We start from the raw sequence: 18,467 nt of genomic DNA, 5'->3' as shown, positions 1-18,467 counted from the left end.
ACAATTTAATCCCAAAAAAATAAAAAAAATTAGGATTTTAGTATTTGTATTGTAACCAATAAAATTATAAAAAATATAGAAAACAACACATTTGTCATTCAATAAAGATTATAAACCATTAAATCATAACAAATGAAAGGAAAATTGATGTTGCTGGGTATTGCTGGTATACTTAGTTATTGTTGCCTGTCTTGTCAGCAAACGAATAGTTCAAAAACCACCCCAAACGACAGTGTCGCAGCCTTGATGGACACTTCATCATTTAGCACAACGATTGATACGAAAAAAGTCTATTTATACGAATTAACCAATAAGAATGGTGTACAGGCCTATTTTACAAATTATGGAGCACGACTGGTTGGCCTTTGGGTGCCTGATAATAAGGGGAAATTGTGTGATGTGGTTTTGGGATTCGCGAAAGCCAGTGATTACAATAATCCTAAAGAACCATTTTTTGGAACAATTGTAGGGCCTTTTGGCAATCGGATTGCAAAAGGAAAATTTAAATTGGATGATAAGAGCTATACATTGGCGGTGAATAATGGTCCGAATACATTGCATGGCGGTTTTAAGGGCGTACATTTTGCGCATTGGGTCTTAAAGAAGGCCGATCAGTCATCCCTTACTTTCACCTATACATTGCCGGATGGTCAGGAAGGGTTTCCGGGTAATATTCAGATGGAAGTTACCTATTCGCTGAATGACAATAATGAATTGATGATTGCTTATCGTGCCGAAACAGATAAAAAAACAGTCATTAACTTAACAAATCATGCTTACTTTAATCTGAATGGAGAGGGTAGTGGTACAATACTAGACCATCAACTTCAATTGTTTGCCAATCAATATACGCCCGTTGACAGTACATTGATACCTACTGGCCAATTGATAGCAGTGAAAGGAACTCCCTTCGATTTTACTGCGCCCAAGGCTATCGGAAAAGATATTAATACCAATGATCAGCAACTCAGTTATGGGAAAGGTTATGACCATAATTTTGTATTGAACAAAGACAAAGAGGGTGAATGGTATAAAGCCGCACATGTTGTAGGTGATAAATCTGGTATTGTTATGGATATCTTGACGAATGAACCGGGGATCCAATTCTATAGTGGCAATTTTATGAATGAGCAAGTGCAGTTGAAAAACGGGAAAAAGGATTCATTCCGAACAGCTTTCTGTCTCGAACCACAGCATTTTCCAGATGCACCAAATCAACCCAACTTTCCAACGACAGTTGTAAGTCCTGGACAAGTCTATCAAACGAAATCCCTGTATCGTTTTTCGGTAAAATAATACATATTAATAATGATTGGTTTTGGAAGTACATCTCGATAGAGATGTGCTTTCTTCTATTGATACAAATAGGCAGTGTTTTGAGAAAAATCAATCATCTAACTCATCGATTAAAGTTTAATTTTGGGTAATCAGTTATAAAACTAATCAAGCCAATAATGACAAAAAAAATAGGCCTATTATCTTATTTAATTGGAATTTGTTTTCTAAGTTCAGCGCAAAACAATGCCGTAATCGCTGTTGATCAGCTACCTGTTGAAGGGAAGAATTTAAACTATATTAATAACCGTTTACCATTAAAACAGAATGCGCTGCTGAAACTGCCTGTGGGTAGCATTGTTCCTCAAGGTTGGTTGGGGAAATATTTGGAATTACAGAAAAATGGCCTTACGGGACATTTGGGTGAGATTAGCGCATGGTTATCCAAAAAAAACAATGCCTGGTTGAGTTCGGATGGAAAAGGAGACTATGGCTGGGAGGAAGTTCCCTATTGGTTGAAAGGTTATGCAAACCTGGGCTATATTCTGAAAGATCCCAAAATAATAGCTGAATCAAAAATATGGTTGGAAGCAGCAATTAAAAGCCAACGTCCAGATGGCTACTTTGGGCCCTTGATGCTGCGTAACAATAAACCGGATTTATGGGGTAATATGATTATGCTTTGGTGTTTGCAATCGTATTACGAATATAGTGCTGATCCACGTGTCCTGACCTTGATGACCAATTACTTTAAGTGGCAGGCAAGTTTACCGGATAGTTTTTTTCTAAAAGATTATTGGGAGAACAGTCGTGGTGGAGACAATTTATTGTCAGTCTATTGGCTTTATAATAGGACGCAAGGGAATGAATGGCTTATGGATTTGGCCGATAAAATCCATCGCAATACAGCAAATTGGCGACAAAAGAATGATTTACCCAATTGGCACAATGTCAATATTGCACAGTGTTTCAGAGAGCCGGCTACCTACTATCTTAAGAGCCAATCAAGCGACGACCTGAAGGCGACCTACGCTAATTTTCACTTTGTCAGACAGGTATTCGGTCAGGTGCCGGGTGGCATGTTTGGTGCTGATGAAAATGCCCGTCCAGGGTATACAGACCCACGGCAGGGCGTCGAAACCTGTGGTATGGTTGAACAAATGGCTTCCAATGAGATCCTGCTGGGAATAACAGGAGATCCTTTTTGGGCTGATCATGCTGAAGATGTGGCCTTCAATACATATCCCGCAGCAGTAACAGCAGATTTTAAGGCACTACGTTATATCACCAGCCCCAATATGAGCATTAGCGATAGCCATAATCATGCTCCGGGCATTGATAACAATGGTCCATTTTTGATGATGAATCCCTTTAGTTCACGTTGTTGCCAGCACAACCATAGTCAGGGATGGCCGTATTATGCGGAGCATCTCTATATGGCAACAAACGATAATGGTGTTGCCGCGGTATTATATGCAGCTTCCAATGCAGATATTAAGGTCGGAAATAATCAAAAGATCCGAATTCAACAAAGCTCTAATTATCCATTTGAAGAAGCTATTCGCTTTGTCATCGGAACAAATGGAAAGACAATTGATTTCCCATTTTACTTGCGGATTCCGGCTTGGGCAAAACAGGCGCAGATCAAAATTAATGGCAAGACAGAAAAGGTTGAATCGGGGGCAAAGTATATCCGGATTGATCGAAAATGGAAAGATAACGATCAGGTTGAACTTTCGCTGCCGATGTCCATTGTATTGAATACCTGGACAGCGAATAAAAATGCGGTGAGTATCCAGAGGGGACCATTGACCTACGCTTTGAAAATCAAGGAGAATTATGTGCAGAAGGATAGTAAAGCTTCTGCCATTGGAGACTCAAAATGGCAGGAAACCGCTGATCCGACAAAATGGCCTTCCTATGAGATCCTTCCGGCAAGTGATTGGAATTATGGTCTTGTTCAAAATCAGCTAACAGCACCGGATCAATTGAAGGTGGTCAAGCGGGCTTGGCCCAAAGATGCCTTCCCGTTCGAAGCGGACGCAGTACCGATTTCCATTCTGGTCAAAGCAAAAAAAATTGATGGTTGGAAAATAGATGAAAATGGATTGACAGGAGTATTGCCATTGAGCCCTGTAGCGAGTCAAGCTGCGGTACAGGAAGTAGAATTGATTCCTATGGGTGCCGCCCGCTTACGTATTGCGGCGTTTCCAACAGTAAAGTAATTAAAGATATAAATGACATAACGATTTTTATGATGAAGAAAACCTTATTTTTTGCCAGTCTGATGATGGCTGCTCAACTGAATTTTGCGCAGGAATGGAAGCCTGTTGGTTCACACATTCTGACGCCTTGGGGTGAAAAAGTAACAGCACAGAAGCCCCATCCAGAATACCCAAGACCGCAACTGGTGAGAACCAATAACTGGCAAAATTTAAATGGTTTATGGAAATATGCCATTACCCCAGTAAATACAAAAGAAATTCCTCAGCAGTGGGATGGAAGTATTTTGGTTCCTTATGCCATAGAATCTGCCCTTTCTGGGGTAGGTAAGGAAGTTGGCAAGGATAAAGCCCTTTGGTATACGAATACGGTTACTTTGGACAAGTCTGTCAACAAAAACAATGTGTTGCTCCATTTTGGTGCGGTGGATTGGCAATGTGATGTCTATGTAAATAATCAATTGGTCGGAAGACATGAAGGTGGTTTCGATCCTTTTACGATGGATGTGACCTCTTATCTCAAAAAAGGAGCCAAGCAGGAAATTGCGCTCCGTGTATGGGATCCTACCGATGATGGACCACAGCCACGGGGTAAACAGGTTAACCGTCCCAATGGAATCTGGTATACACCGGTTACAGGGATATGGCAAACGGTATGGTTAGAAAGCGTACCAAAGACTTACATTGTGAAAACAAAACAGACGCCAAAATTAGATGAAGGTGTACTTGCCTTTCAGGCCACAGTAGCAGGTAGTCAAGCGGGTGATGAAATCAAAGTTCGCGCATTAAATGGAACGCAAGTTATTAAAGAACAAGTGGGGCAACCAAATGCAGATTTTGAACTTTCTGTCCCAAATTTGGAAGCCTGGTCACCGAGTAATCCAAAACTTTATGACCTGGAAATTCAGTTACTTCGCAAGGGTAAGGTCATTGATCAAGCAAGAAGCTATTTTGCCATGCGTAAGATTTCAATGGAAAAAGACGAAAATGGGATACAACGCATGCTGTTGAACAACAAGTTTACCTTTCAATATGGACCACTTGATCAGGGCTGGTGGCCTGATGGCTTGCATACAGCTCCTACGGATGAAGCTTTAAAATTTGATGTGATCAAGACGAAAGAAATGGGTTTCAATATGATCCGTAAGCATATTAAAGTTGAACCCGCACGCTGGTATCGTTATTGTGATAGTATCGGTATGCTTGTGTGGCAGGATATGCCAAGTGGTGACCTGGGGGGAAATCATTGGGATATGCAACCTGGAAAAATATCAGGTGGGAATCGGGATAAAGCACGTTCGCAGGAGTCAGAAGGATACTACAGAAAAGAATGGAAGACCATCATGGACGTGCTGCACAATTACCCGAGCATTGTGATCTGGGTACCTTTTAATGAAGCTTGGGGTCAGTTTAAGACAAAGGAGATTACCGAATGGACAATGGCCAATGATCCTTCCCGATTGGTAAACAGTGCCAGTGGTGGTAATTTTATGGAAACAGGTCATATACTGGATATACACAATTACCCGGATGCAGCGATGCCCGATCCAAAAATATTTGGTGCAAACCAGGTGCTGGCACTGGGCGAATTTGGTGGACTGGGGCTGCCGATAGATGGTCATTCCTGGCAGCAAAAGGATAACTGGGGCTACCAAAGCTTTAAAAATAAAACCGAACTTCTCGAACGATATAAGCAACTCATCCGTGATCTGACGCGACTAATTCCAATGGGATTGTCAGCTGCAGTTTATACACAGACCACAGATGTGGAGGTGGAAACCAATGGTTTAATGACTTATGATCGTAAGGTGGTAAAAATGCCTGAAGCGGAATTAAATACTGCCCATCAGGCCCTATATCAAGCGCCAACGAAGTAAGTCAGTTAATGCTTGGACTCCATCAATGGAGGCTGTAGCAGCTTAGAAATAATTTTCCAGATACAATGTGTGGAAGTATCGGGATAAAATAAAAATGATAAAATGTTGCAGTTAACCTTGCTAAAATATTGTAGTGGAGTTTTGTACCTGTGCCTGTTGAGCTCCTGTAAAAGTTCTTCAGGTTCGGGTGCACAAACTATACAGACCACAGGGGCGTCCGTAAAGAAGACAACCTATATAAATCCTGTTTTTGAACCGATACTTGCGGACCCTACGGTGGTACGTGATCTGCAGAATAAGTTATTTTATGCTTATGGGACGGCGGACAACTGGGGTGATGGCAAAGGGCAGCGTCTAGTTTCTATTTTGCAATCCAAAGATTTGGTGCATTGGACCTGGATCGGGACAGCATTTTCGGCCAAACCAAATTGGAAGTCAGAAGGTGGGATTTGGGCACCTGATGTGGTATTATTGAATGGAAAATATGTGATGTACTATGCGTACTCCACCTGGGGTGATCCTAATCCAGGTATTGGAGTTGCTGTAGCGGATAAACCCGAAGGGCCATTTATAGATCGGGGCAAACTGTTCGATAGTAAATCGATCGATGTGCCTAATTCGATAGATCCCTATTTTTTTAGGGAAAAGAGCCATAACTACCTCTTCTGGGGAAGTTTTAGCGATGCCGCTACACAAGGAACTTATGGAGTATCTCTGGATAACGATGGAACGCAAGTACCAGATTTGAATAAGAAATTTAAAGTTGCAGCGGGTGATTTTGAAGCTGTGGTGATCCATAAAAGAAAAGACTATTATTACTTTATCGGCTCAAAGGGCTCCTGTTGCGAAGGTGAAAAAAGTAGTTACCATGTACTCGTTGGCCGGTCAAAAAATTTGATGGGACCTTATTTGGATCGGGAAGGTCGTGATTTAGCCCAGAGGGGAAATGGAACCTTATTGCTGAAGGGGAATGATAAATTTGTTGGGACAGGGCATACTTCCCGGATTATAACCGATGATCAGGGCAATGATTGGTTACTTTATCACGCTATGGACCCTAAACGACCACGCGTTTCTACAGGGGGTAATCGTCGCATGCTATTATTGGATAAGGTAATCTGGACGGAAGATTGGCCGAGGATTGAAGGCGAGACAAGCAGTGTCATAGCCAAAGAGGCTCCCATATTTAAATAGATCTTAAAGTAATAGTTGATTAACCTTATAACCGTAATTGGGCAAAGACTTCGTCCCCATTGCAATTTCCCTCGGAAAATATACATGCTGAATCAAACAAGAAAACATTTCGAATTACTGGATGGAATGCGTGGAGTCGCGGCAATAGCTGTCGTTTTATTTCACTTTATGGAGATAGCTCAACCAGATTACCGGAATAGTTTTATTCCACGCAGTTACCTTGCCGTTGATTTTTTCTTTTGCCTATCTGGTTTTGTGATCGCCTATGCCTATGATCATAAACTCGTTAACATTGGTCTTAAAAGGTTTTTTGCATTACGTTTGATCAGGTTGCATCCCTTGGTTGTGATGGGTAGCCTGATTGGCTTACTGGCATTTGTATACGATCCTTTTAGCGATCTTGCTGCATCTTTTTCAGTCTTTCAAAAGTTAGGAATGTTTTTGAGTGGTAGCACATTGATACCCTATCCAGCAGTGCCTGAACGTTATTTTAATCTCTTTCATTTAAACCCACCCACTTGGTCCCTCTTTTGGGAATATATTGCAAATTTTCTGTATGGACTCCTGTTGGTGCGTCTTTCCAATAAAGTACTTTGGGGATTCGTTATTTTGTCTGCCTCAGCGTTGTGCATAGTGGCATTTCAATCTGGTTATTTGGCGGTAGGTTTTGGTGCAGATAATTTCTGGGCTGGTGGAATCCGTTTATGGTTTTCGTTTTCTATGGGCTTACTTATTTTTAGATCAAATTGGGTAATTATAAACAAGTTACCTCCTTTGCTGATCATAGGTTTACTAGGTCTCGTCTTTTTTATTCCCTTTTCTGAAGCCTATGGGAAAATTATAGATCCAATTCTGGTTATTTTTTATTTTCCGTTGTTAATTTTGTTGGGGATAGGAGCAAAGGACTTGAAAGGAAGATTTAAAGCCTGTTGTAGATTTTTGGGAGAGATTTCCTACCCACTTTACATTATTCATTATCCGTTTATCTGGATATTTATGAGTTATGTAGAACTGAAACAGCCCAATTTAAAGCAAATGTCCTTTATTATTACACTGGGGACATTGTTACTGATTATTTTTTCGTATTTGCTGCTAAAATATGTCGATGAACCAATCCGCAGATACTTTGGGCGACGATTAGCTTAAGTGCTCGTCAAGCCAATGATCAATGAATTGAAAGACTTCTTCCCTGCAATCTTCGTTGAGTATTTCGTGACGCATGCCTTCGTACAGTTTTACAGTAATATCGGTCTGTCCCTGCGTACGTAATTGGGTGGCGGTTTGTTCCACTCCCTTTCCGAAATCACCAATAGGGTCATCCTGTCCACTAATAAATAATAGGGGTAAACCTTTCGGAATGCGTTTTGTCAGTTCTTTATCTGTCGCGCGTAGCGATAAACTCAATACAGTATAAAAGCCATTGTTCGTAAATAAACCACCACATAAAGGATCTTCGATAAAAGCAATGCGATTCGCTTTGTTGACACTCAGCCAGTTGCTATTATTTTGATTGGGTTCATTTTTAAATCCGGCATTATTACGCTGATCAAATATGCTGTTAATCAATCGGCTTCGTTTTTTAGGTGCAAAGGAGTTGAGAACAGCCAACAGCATACGAAAAGCGGTGGATCCCTTTTGTCGTGCGCCCGTTCCAACGATTATTGCTCCTTTAAAACGATCTCCTGCCGTTTGTAAAGCACAGCGGGTAACAAAAGATCCCATTGAATGCCCCAAGATAAAATGCGGTTGATTTGGATAGTCTTGTTGCAAGACAGAGCTCATTGTTAACGCATCTTGCACAAGTTGTTCTGCTGGATCAGATTGTTGAAAATAACCTAATCCATCTGTATTCACGGCGGTCTTCCCATGGCCCAACTGATCATAGCTGAGTACAGCAAAACCACGGTCAGTCAGATGATTGGCAAGCATTTGATACCGGCCACTATGTTCCTGCATGCCATGAACAATCAATATTGTCGCTAATACCTTTTGGTTCACAGGTTCAAATATACTGTAGAAGAGTTTATGGCTTGGTTTACCTTCAAAAGAACTTATTGGAAAAAGATTGGACGATACCGTATTCATTATGTCGCTTCCTTAGTGTTAGTGTAAACTAAGACAATTTTGTTGGATTTGCAAGTTGGGCTTGTTGGGTTTGGATAAAAAAAATCCTAAAAGGGTGTATAATGAGCAAATTTAGTCTGTATTAATTTTTTAGTATCAGAATATTTTTTAGATTTGCAGTAATTTAGAATTAATTTAAATAAGCGATTAATTCTTCGGTTTAATATTTGTATTCAGCTGAGGTTAGCAAGAGCCATACGATATTCACAAACAGCTAGCGGGAATAGCGGTTGTTCATGATGACTTCATTATCAATAAAAAATACGTTCTAATGAAAAAGACACTTTTAGCAGCTTTACTTTTAGCGGCATCTTATGCCCAAGCACAAACAAACTCATTGATGAATGGTGAGTTTTGGAAAGGTAAACCTACTTTGCCTACCGTTAAGGAGGAAATTACAAAAGGAAATAGCCCTTCACAACCCAATGCGGCATCTTTTGATCCCGTAACGATGGCAATCCTAAATGGAGCTCCGACAGATGTTGTCAAATTCATGATTGAACAAGAAGGGAACAGTGTAACGAAGAAAACACACCATAGCCGGAGCTATCTGCATTGGGCTGCTTCAAGTGGTAATGCTGAGTTGGTGGATTATCTAATTGCAAAAGGTTCGGATGTCAACTATCAGGATAGCCATGGCTACCCAATCGTTGCCTATGCTGCGTCGACAGGAAATACCAATACCGCTGTTTATGATGCTTTATTTAAAGCTGGAGTAGACCCAAAACAAAAATATGAAGGTGGAGCCACGTTAATGATGCTGGCGGCTTCTGCTGATAAAGATCTTGCATTGACAGATTACTTTATCAAGAAGGGACTTTCTATACAAGATAAAGATGAATACGGCCGCGTCGTTACGGATTATGCAGCGAAATTAGGTAACATGCCATTGGTCGAAAAGTTTATCGCTCGTGGTGTAAAACCGACAAACAATGCATTGTTTTTTGCTACGCAGGGATCCAGACAAGCATCAAATGGACTGGAGACCTATACCTATTTGGTAGAGAAACTGAAATTGGATCCCAAGGCAATTAATAAAGATGGTGCGACTTTATTGCATGCGCTTGTACGCCGCCCAGATATGGCGGTGATCAATTACTTTTTAAATAAGGGAGTTGATGTTGCAAAGGCGGATAACGAAGGCAATACAGCGCTTATGGTTGCGGCGAATGGCAAAGACGCAAAATTAGTGGAACTGCTACTTTCCAAAGCAAAGAATGTGAATGCTGTGAATGAGAAAGGTGAATCTGCATTGACCAAGGCGGTGGGTAATGGTACAGCTGAGGTCGCAGCGCTCTTGATTAAAAACGGTGCCGATACCAAATTATTGGACAAGGATGGCAACAACTTAGCTGTTTACTGGTTTAATTCTTTCAAAGAAGCTCCGCAGGGTGGACGCCCACAACAGGGTACGCAATCCAATAGTCCTCAGGTAGATGATTTTAAAGAGAAATTAAGCGTGCTTAAAGCTGGTGGACTGGATGTCGTAGCACCACAGAAAAACGGTAGTACACTCTATCACTTGGCTGTAGCCAAGGAAAATTCAAACTTGATCCAGAAAGCAAGTGAATTGGGGGTAGACATCAATGCACAGGATAAAGAAGGAACCACAGCACTACATAAAGCAGCTTTGATTGCCAAAGACGATTCATTATTGAGAACACTGGTCGCTTTGGGAGCAAAAAAAGAACTGAAAACCGAATTTGATGAAACCGCATACGATTTGGCCAAAGAAAATGACTTTTTGTCAAAAGGAAATGTACAGTTGGACTTTTTAAAATAATAAGATGAATACTATAATTAAGATCGCGCTAATCACACTTTTGTTTTCTGTAGTTTCTGTCAGCACATTTGCCCAAACGGGTAAGTATAAATGTATGATCCAAATGAACGCTTATCAAGGGGAGGGAGCTTATGTTGTTATTTCACTCATAAACCCGAAGGGAGCATACGAAAAAACACTTGCTGTATTGGGTCCAGATAAACAATGGTATAATACATTGAAAGAATGGTATAAATTTCAGGCTAAAACCAAAGAAAAGCTGAGTGCAGTGACTGGTGCTTCTGTTGGTGGAGGTGACCGTGCGATGCGTACATTGGAAATAGATGAGTCTAAATTCAACAAAGGGTATAAACTTCGCTTTGAATCCGCTGTCGAAGAACAGAAATATCATACTGCAGATGTAGAAATCCCATTAACAAAAGAGGCTATTACTGAAAAAGCAAATGGTAAGGGATACATTAAGCTTGTCAAATTAAATAAAGTACAATAAGAAAAAATGTTGGTATCTGTCTGGAGGTATGCACATTTAGCCTTAGCTCTTGTTTCTTCTGTTTTTTTACTATTATTATCGGTCACGGGAGTAATTTTGGCCATTGATGCCGTCAATGAAAAAATACCACCCTATCGAATAGAAAATATAGAGTCTTTGAATCTTTCGCAGACCATTACTGGTCTGCGAAAGGTTTATCCTGAAATTATTGAAATTTCGGTTGACCACAATCAATTTGTGAGCATTGACGCCATAGATGCTGAGGGAAATACTGTAAAAGGATATATTGACCCACAAACGGGCAAATATCTGGGTGCGCAAAAGAACAAAACACAGTTTGTTCAATGGACTACGGCCCTGCATCGTTCCCTATTCTTAAAGGTAACAGGCCGAATCATTATTGGCATCGCTTCTTTTCTACTATTTTTGATTACAATCTCAGGTTTGGTGTTGATTATCAAACGTCAACAGGGCGTTCGACATTTCTTTGCCAAGATCAATCGGGATTTCTTCGCACAATATTTTCATGTTGTTTCAGGACGGTTGTTTCTGATACCCATTTTAATTTTGGCTTTGACGGGGACCTATTTATTTATGGTCCGAATCGAACTGTTAAAGAAGACAAACCAAACGGTTGAATATCCTGTGAAGGAAAATGAGACCGAGGAGCTGGCGATAACCGATTTTCCGATCTTCAAAAAAACGAAGCTTAGCGATGTTGCGAAGGTAGAGTTTCCTTTTATGGAAGGAGATCCTGACGAATATTATGTCCTCAAACTGAAAGACCGCGAGTTGACCGTAAATCAATTGAACGGTGCTGTACATAAAGAAGTCAAGTATCCCTTTACTGCACTTGCAGAACAATTTTCGCTCGATCTTCACACGGGTAAGACCAATATGATATGGGCCATTATTTTGGGGCTTGCATCATTGAATATTGTGTTTTTTATTTATACAGGTTTTGTCATTACCTTCAAACGTACGCGAACAAAGATTAAGAATAAGTATAAGGCGGCCGACGCCGAAATTGTTATTCTGGTAGGTACTGAAAATGGAAGTACCTTGTTTTTTGCCAATCAGATTCACAAACAGCTGTTGGCGGACGGTAAAAAATCACTTTTGCTTGGCATGAACCACTATCAGTATTTTCCAAAAGCAAAACATCTTTTACTGTTTACGTCCACCTATGGTCTAGGAACAGCGCCTTCCAATGCGAGTCAGTTTGAGAAAAAGCTGTTGGCCTATCCGCAGCAGCAGTCGATTAATTTCTCTGTTCTCGGTTTTGGATCGAAAGCATACCCTGATTTTTGTGCTTATGCGTATGCGATAGACAAGTTGCTCAGTGAGCAAGCATGGGCTTCCCAATTGATAGACCCACATACGGTCAATGACAAAAGTGTTGATGAACTGATTTCATGGGTACATCATTGGAGTGAACATACCAATATTGCCTTAGCTTCTGCTCCCGCGATATACAGTTCCAAAGTTGTTGGATTGAAGAAATTTAAAGTGATAGCCCGATCAGTTGTTTCGGAGAGCAACAGCACCTTTACACTTTTATTGAAACCACTTGGGAAAATGAAAGTGCAGTCCGGAGATTTGTTGGCCATCTATCCGGCGCAGGATCAACGGGAACGTTTCTATTCCATTGGATGTAAGGATGGGATGGTTCAATTAGTCGTCAAGCTATTTCCTGATGGTTTTGGTTCGGGATTTCTATACCAACTAAAAGCTGATCAGGTTCTGGAGGCACGTGTCATGGCCAATCCAAGTTTTCATTTTCCCAAGGCAGCACCTGCTGTAGCCTTGATTGCAAATGGAACCGGTATTGCACCGTTTTTGGGTATGATTTCAGAAAATCAGTATAAAATACCTGTCAAACTCTATGCAGGCTTCCGCAGGAACAATGAGATGACGGCACAATATTTGGAATTTACCGATGAACAAAAAAAACTGGGACAACTGAACGATGTACAGCTGGCTTTTTCACGGGAACAGCAGGGGCAGTATGTGATGGATCTGATCCGTCAGGATGGCACGTACTTTGTTGAATTGCTCGAACAACAGGGCTGTATCTTATTGTGTGGTTCACTTCGTATGCAACAGGATGTCGAAGCAACTTTAAACGAGATACTGCTGGTAAGTACAGGCAAATCGATCAACATCTACAAAGAAAATGGTCAGATTCTGACAGATTGTTATTAAACACGACAATCTTATGCTATCATTTATTTTGACAAGGGTAATGAATTATTATAAGCAGTATCTACTGATTTCAATATTTTGGTTGATAGCCGTCGCTAACGGTTTTTCACAGGTAATGCTCAAAAAACAGGTGGCCCTTATGGGGTCTGTTTTTGAGATCACCCTAGTTGATCAGGATAGCGTACAGGCCAACCAGCATATTGTCGAAGTCATTGCAGAGATTGAACGTATCGAAAACCTGATTTCGGAGTGGCGTCCATATACGCAGATTTCGGAGGTCAACCGCAATGCAGGGATTAAACCTGTTAAAGTTGACCGCGAAGTATTTGATCTGACCAAAAGGGCAATTCAATACAGCCGGAATTCAGAAGGAGCCTTTGATATTAGCATTGTGGCTTTAGATAAAATATGGAAGTTCGATGGCAGTATGGATACAATGCCTTCTGTGGATGCGATCAGAAATTCGGTTGCCAAAGTTGGCTATAAACATATTGTTTTGGATAGTGCTGCTTCGACTATTTTCTTGGAACTTCCGGGCATGAAAATTGGCTTTGGCTCGATCGGGAAGGGCTATGCCGCCGATCGGGGAAGGGAGATCATGAAAGCCCGTGGAATCACTGCTGGAATCGTCAATGCTTCCGGAGATCTATCTACCTGGGGTAGCCAACCAGATGGTGAACCCTGGAAGATTGGGGTGAATAACCCCTTCAAATCACATCAGATGGTTCGGGTTCTTCGCTTGAATGAAATGGCTGTCGCTACCTCAGGCAGCTATGAAAAATATGCCGAAATCGATGGAAAACGTTATTCCCATATTATTAATCCCATCACCGGGTATCCAGCTACGGGACTGACTTCGGTAACAATCTATGGACCGTCGGCAGAAATAGCCAATGCCCTAAGTACTTCCATTATGGTGCTGGGTGAAAAAGATGGAAAGAAATTAATCCGTAATTTCCCAAATTATCGTTTTATCTTTATTACAGACAAAGGAAAGGTTGTCCGGGATAAACGCAAGTAATCCTATTAAACAACAACCTGTATGTTCATGTAACCATCATGCTTTCTTTACACCGGATGAACCGAACGATTGAGCTCATGAATGCCGCTTAAAAAATACAGTCGATGAATAAATCAGATAGCTGCATCACAGCTGAAAATAATTTAGAGTAAAAGCTTTGTTGGTTCGTCTATGTAATTATGGACATTGCATACCAAAATCATATGGCAGAAAAAAACTCCAGATCATTTACAGACATCGTCAAGACCTATGGGAGTCAATTGCTGCGTTTTGTAAAAGGAAAGGTCAAAAAGACGGAAGATGCCGAGGATATCTTGCAGGAAGTCTGGTATCAATTCAGTCGTTTGACCAATATGGACGAACTGGAAAATGCTGGGGCATGGTTGTATGCTGTAACGCGAAACAAGATTACGGATAGTTATCGAAAAAAGAAAGATGAGTCACTTGATGATTTAATGGCGGATGGAGAGGAAGTGGATACAGCCTTTCCGATACGTCAGTTTCTACTGGCCGATGATTCTAACAATCCTGAACTTAAATTATTCAAAGACATTTTTTGGGATGAATTGATGAAAGCCCTCGAAGAATTGCCCGAAAAACAACGTCGGGTTTTTATGCTCAATGAAATTGAAGATAAAACCTTACAGGAGATTGCCGACATGGAAAATGAAAATCTGAAAACGATAATAAGCAGAAAGGGATATGCTGTAAAACATCTGCGTTTACGTTTGCGGAACTTGTATGAAGAATTAAAATTTTAAAAATAAAGCTATGAATAGAAGAATGAGAAGACAAGGAAAAGGTAAATTTGCTTTTGTGTTTGTTGCCATTATCATTGGAGTTTTCTTGCTGGTAGCCTTGTTGCAATATCTGTGGAATACTTTGATGTGTGATATTTTCAGTTTGAAGGCAATCACGTATTGGCAGGCGTTTGGACTGTTTGTGCTATCACGCATTCTATTTGGACGTGGGTTTGGTAAGCCGGGAAGAGGCGGGTTCCGCAAAAATTTTCCCCCTGATATGGGCCGCCATGAAGATCTTTCAGAGGAGGAAAGGGAGCGTTTGCGTGAGGAATGGAAACGTCGTTTCAGTGGACGATGCGGATTCTGAAAAAAAAAGTAAATTTTTTAAAGTAAAAACCTGATACAGGCGTCTTCTTCTATAAAGGCGCCTTTTTTTATGCCAAAAGCTGAAGAAACACTGTAAAGGGAATGACAGGACGCGATGATCTGTTACTAGCGATATACAATAATTATACGGGTTGAGAAATTGACAACGAAAGGAGTATATAGGATTACCAATAAGTGGATTGACAGATTTTGGGTTTAAAGAACAAATAAATTAAAGAAAAAATGAAAAATAAAATTCGATTTATATTACCCCGCTTGATCGCATTGACGGTAATAGTGGGTTTAGCCAGCTTGATTATGGGAGCGATCTTTAAGCTGTTGTTGGTTGCAACGATCTTATTCGGAATAGGAAGCTTTGCAATGGCCAAAATGCGCAGGAGAGAAATGCGTTCATTTAAAATGGACAAGGCTCCGGTCCATCCCGGAATGTACAGTGCTTCGAGGACGAATAGTGCAATCGTTCCTTTACACAAACAACAACGGGTTAAGAATGCGACGATTGTTCCGGTATATTAATATCAGGACTTGGTAGAAAACCAAATAACATAAATAGCGGCAATAGCGAAGTCCCTTGGACTGCTCATTGCGCAATACATAATATTCATTACTAAAAAAATAAAGACATGTTTAAAAGAGATCATTATTCCAGCGGACATTCAAATCAAAATAGATTTTGCGGTCAACATTTCAAAGACCGCTTTGAAAAATTTCAACAGCATTTTTTTGAAGGCGAAGCAGGACAGCGCGGAGAGGGACAGCAATTTGTTCCTGTAAATATTTCTGAAAATTCTGAGTTCTACGAAGTGCAGGTGTTTGCTGCAGGCCGAAAGAAAGAGCAATTTCAGGTCAGTATAAATGAAGGAATCTTAACGATTTCCTGTACAGAAAATACAAACGATGCGACAGCCTATATCTATAAGGAGCATTTGGGTACTGCATTTGAGCGTGAATTTCAATTAAATGAACAAGTGCTTACAGATAACGTACATGCCAGTTTTGAAGATGGTGTACTGACCGTCATTCTTCCCAAGGACCTTGACAAGGTAAAAAGACCACAAGAAGTCATTATAGACTAGGTTTGACGGGTTGTAACGCTTTTATAGCGCATAGAAAAAGGGGGGGCTGCATTGTGGATAACCCCTTTTTCTTTAATTTAGTTGGCACCCTCCCTATAATCTCTTTTTCGAATACTCAATTCTAAGGGAGCTTTTACTTTTTGGAGGCTTTTCCCTTTACGTTTTTTTGAGCTTCTTTTGCAGTTGTTTTCTTCCAAATTCTAGCTGATAAAGATTTTGATACTTGGAAAAATAGGATAATGGGAAGGGTGAAATGTGTATTTAGGTAATTATGTTCGTTATTTCATACATATTTATTATTTTTGTTTGAAATAACAAACGTTATATGAAAAAGCAATCTGTTTTACCTAAGTTCCAGATGTTATTGGAACAAATGGGAGAGAATATTAAACTTGCTCGTAAAAGGAGAAAACTAACAGCTGTACAGGTGGCTGAACGCGCTGGTATTGCTCGCTCTACTTTATACCTCGTTGAAAAAGGTGATGCTAGTGTCGCAATGGGAGCATATTTTAATGTGCTACGGGTCCTAGGTTTGCAAGATGATTTCTTGAAATTAGCATCAGATGACGTTTTTGGACGTAAGCTTCAAGATTTAGATTTATTGTAGGATGGCGGTTAATAAAATTGATATATATGTTTATGCCGATTGGCTTGGTCTATCACAGCCAACTTTTATTGGTATATTATCTGCCCATCAAGCAAAGGGTCGTAAAGCTTTTAGCTTTGAATATGATAAAGAATGGTTGAAGACTAAGGAACAACGTTTAATCGATCCTGATATTCAGTTTTATTCGGGACAACAATTCCCAAATAATAAAGAGAATTTTGGTATTTTTTTAGATAGTATGCCTGATACTTGGGGACGTACACTGATGAAACGTAGAGAAGCCCACCTTGCCAAAACTAGTGGGACAAAAGCCAAAATCTTATACGATATTGATTTCTTATTAGGTGTGTATGATGAAACCAGAATGGGGGCTTTTCGATTCAAACTTAATATTAATGGGGATTTTTTGGATAACAATATAGAAAAATCAACTCCTCCATGGTCGACTATCCGTGAATTACAACAAGCCGTTGTTCATTATGAGAACGATAAGGATAATGAAGCTATTAATAAATGGTTGAAATTACTTATTGCCCCAGGCTCTTCTCTAGGAGGAGCAAGACCAAAAGCTAATATTTTGGATGAAAACAATGAATTATGGATAGCGAAGTTTCCTTCTAAGAATGATACCGTTGATAAGGCTGCATGGGAATATTTAACCTATAAATTAGCCATTAATGCAGGTGTAGAAATGGCTGAATGTCGATTGGAGAATGTTAATGGTAATTATCATACATTTTTTACTAAACGTTTTGATAGAGTTGGAGCTGATCGAATTCATTTTTCATCAGCCATGACCATGACAGGAAATAATGAAGATACAATAAAGGACAATCCAGCGAGCTATTTAGACATCGTCGAATTCATACAAGATAACGGATTTCAGGTTGATGAAAATCTAGCACAATTGTGGCGAAGAATGATATTTAATATCGCAGTTTCGAATACCGATGACCATCTTCGTAATCACGGATTTATTTTGGATAAAGAAGGATGGAAATTATCTCCAGCTTATGATCTTAATCCTTCTATTGATAAAGATGGATTAGCTTTGAATATCGATATGCATAATAATGTTTTAGATTATGATCTAGCGAAGAGTGTCGGTGAACATTTTAGGCTGAATGAAAGTCAAATGAATAATATCATAGCAGAAGTATTAGCTTCTGTAAAAAAATGGGAAGTTTTAGCGAAAGAAATAGGTATTTCGAGAGCTGAACAAGAATTAATGAAATCTGCATTCAAAACAGAAACCTGACAAGGTAAAAAGACCAGAAGAAGTTATTATAGACTAGGTTTGACGGGTTGTAACGCTTTTATAGCGCATAGAAAAAGGGGTGTCTGCATTGTGGACAACCCCTTTTTCTTTAATTTAGTTGGCACCCTCCCTATAATCTCTTTTTCGAATACTCAATTCTAAGGGAGCTTTTACTTTTTGGAGGCTTTTCCCTTTACGTTTTTTT

Annotated in this window: 16 protein-coding genes; 15 read left to right on the top strand and 1 reads right to left on the bottom strand. The window is 40.1% G+C overall.

All coding sequences use genetic code 11. The features are described from left to right. Window positions 1-132 precede the first annotated feature (132 nt). The 5 genes from DFQ12_RS08550 (at window position 133) to DFQ12_RS08530 (ending at window position 7,714) form a co-directional block, all read left to right on the top strand. Entirely contained in the window at window positions 133-1,296 is a 1,164-nt protein-coding gene (locus DFQ12_RS08550; RefSeq protein WP_208642467.1) for an aldose epimerase family protein, read from the top strand. A gap of 158 nt (window positions 1,297-1,454) precedes the next feature. After that, window positions 1,455-3,500: a beta-L-arabinofuranosidase domain-containing protein gene (locus tag DFQ12_RS08545; protein ID WP_120258516.1), complete on the top strand. Its 2,046-nt coding sequence runs from the start codon at window positions 1,455-1,457 to the stop codon at window positions 3,498-3,500. 29 nt (window positions 3,501-3,529) lie between these two features. Continuing rightward, window positions 3,530-5,374 (top strand): glycoside hydrolase family 2 protein, encoded by a 1,845-nt coding sequence (locus tag DFQ12_RS08540; protein ID WP_244211702.1) that lies wholly within the window; start codon window positions 3,530-3,532, stop codon window positions 5,372-5,374. 102 nt (window positions 5,375-5,476) lie between these two features. After that, window positions 5,477-6,568 (top strand): family 43 glycosylhydrolase, encoded by a 1,092-nt coding sequence (locus DFQ12_RS08535; protein ID WP_120258514.1) that lies wholly within the window; start codon window positions 5,477-5,479, stop codon window positions 6,566-6,568. Window positions 6,569-6,652: 84 nt separating this feature from the next. After that, the gene (locus DFQ12_RS08530) at window positions 6,653-7,714 is read left to right on the top strand and encodes an acyltransferase family protein (protein WP_120258513.1); all 1,062 of its coding nucleotides are present in this window, start codon (window positions 6,653-6,655) and stop codon (window positions 7,712-7,714) included. Here the strand turns inward: DFQ12_RS08530 and DFQ12_RS08525 are convergent. After that, entirely contained in the window at window positions 7,706-8,653 is a 948-nt protein-coding gene (locus tag DFQ12_RS08525) for an alpha/beta fold hydrolase (RefSeq protein ID WP_120258512.1), read from the bottom strand. The two genes, DFQ12_RS08530 and DFQ12_RS08525, sit on opposite strands and share 9 nt — an antisense overlap. Before the next feature lie 310 nt (window positions 8,654-8,963). Between DFQ12_RS08525 and DFQ12_RS08520 the strand changes: the two genes are divergently transcribed. The 10 genes from DFQ12_RS08520 to DFQ12_RS08475 all read left to right on the top strand — a co-directional run bounded on the left by DFQ12_RS08520 (window position 8,964) and on the right by DFQ12_RS08475 (window position 18,262). Further along, window positions 8,964-10,475 carry an ankyrin repeat domain-containing protein gene (locus tag DFQ12_RS08520; protein ID WP_120258511.1) on the top strand — a complete coding sequence of 504 codons (1,512 nt, stop codon included), beginning with the start codon at window positions 8,964-8,966 and terminating at the stop codon, window positions 10,473-10,475. 4 nt (window positions 10,476-10,479) lie between these two features. Continuing rightward, a complete protein-coding gene (locus DFQ12_RS08515; protein ID WP_120258510.1) occupies window positions 10,480-10,965 on the top strand; it encodes a DUF2271 domain-containing protein in 486 nt (161 codons plus the stop codon). A 6-nt stretch (window positions 10,966-10,971) separates the two neighbouring features. Beyond that, window positions 10,972-13,170 carry a PepSY domain-containing protein gene (locus DFQ12_RS08510; RefSeq protein WP_120258509.1) on the top strand — a complete coding sequence of 733 codons (2,199 nt, stop codon included), beginning with the start codon at window positions 10,972-10,974 and terminating at the stop codon, window positions 13,168-13,170. A 13-nt stretch (window positions 13,171-13,183) separates the two neighbouring features. Then, entirely contained in the window at window positions 13,184-14,191 is a 1,008-nt protein-coding gene (locus DFQ12_RS08505; protein ID WP_244211701.1) for an FAD:protein FMN transferase, read from the top strand. A 203-nt stretch (window positions 14,192-14,394) separates the two neighbouring features. Beyond that, window positions 14,395-14,952, top strand: coding sequence for an RNA polymerase sigma factor (locus DFQ12_RS08500; protein ID WP_199768592.1), 558 nt, complete (start codon window positions 14,395-14,397; stop codon window positions 14,950-14,952). A gap of 22 nt (window positions 14,953-14,974) precedes the next feature. After that, window positions 14,975-15,301 (top strand): hypothetical protein, encoded by a 327-nt coding sequence (locus DFQ12_RS08495; RefSeq protein WP_244211700.1) that lies wholly within the window; start codon window positions 14,975-14,977, stop codon window positions 15,299-15,301. Window positions 15,302-15,543: 242 nt separating this feature from the next. Next, window positions 15,544-15,837 (top strand): hypothetical protein, encoded by a 294-nt coding sequence (locus DFQ12_RS08490; protein ID WP_120258508.1) that lies wholly within the window; start codon window positions 15,544-15,546, stop codon window positions 15,835-15,837. A 107-nt stretch (window positions 15,838-15,944) separates the two neighbouring features. Beyond that, a complete protein-coding gene (locus DFQ12_RS08485; protein WP_120258507.1) occupies window positions 15,945-16,397 on the top strand; it encodes an Hsp20/alpha crystallin family protein in 453 nt (150 codons plus the stop codon). Window positions 16,398-16,722: 325 nt separating this feature from the next. Next, complete coding sequence (locus tag DFQ12_RS08480; RefSeq protein ID WP_077436743.1) at window positions 16,723-17,004, top strand: helix-turn-helix domain-containing protein; 282 nt, start codon at window positions 16,723-16,725, stop codon at window positions 17,002-17,004. Window position 17,005: 1 nt separating this feature from the next. Continuing rightward, a complete protein-coding gene (locus DFQ12_RS08475; RefSeq protein ID WP_120258506.1) occupies window positions 17,006-18,262 on the top strand; it encodes a type II toxin-antitoxin system HipA family toxin in 1,257 nt (418 codons plus the stop codon). The last annotated feature ends 205 nt before the right edge of the window (window positions 18,263-18,467 follow it).

It is taken from the genome of Sphingobacterium detergens, from assembly GCF_003610355.1.
GTDB lineage: Bacteria > Bacteroidota > Bacteroidia > Sphingobacteriales > Sphingobacteriaceae > Sphingobacterium > Sphingobacterium detergens.
This window is presented reverse-complemented; position numbering and strand designations above follow the sequence as displayed.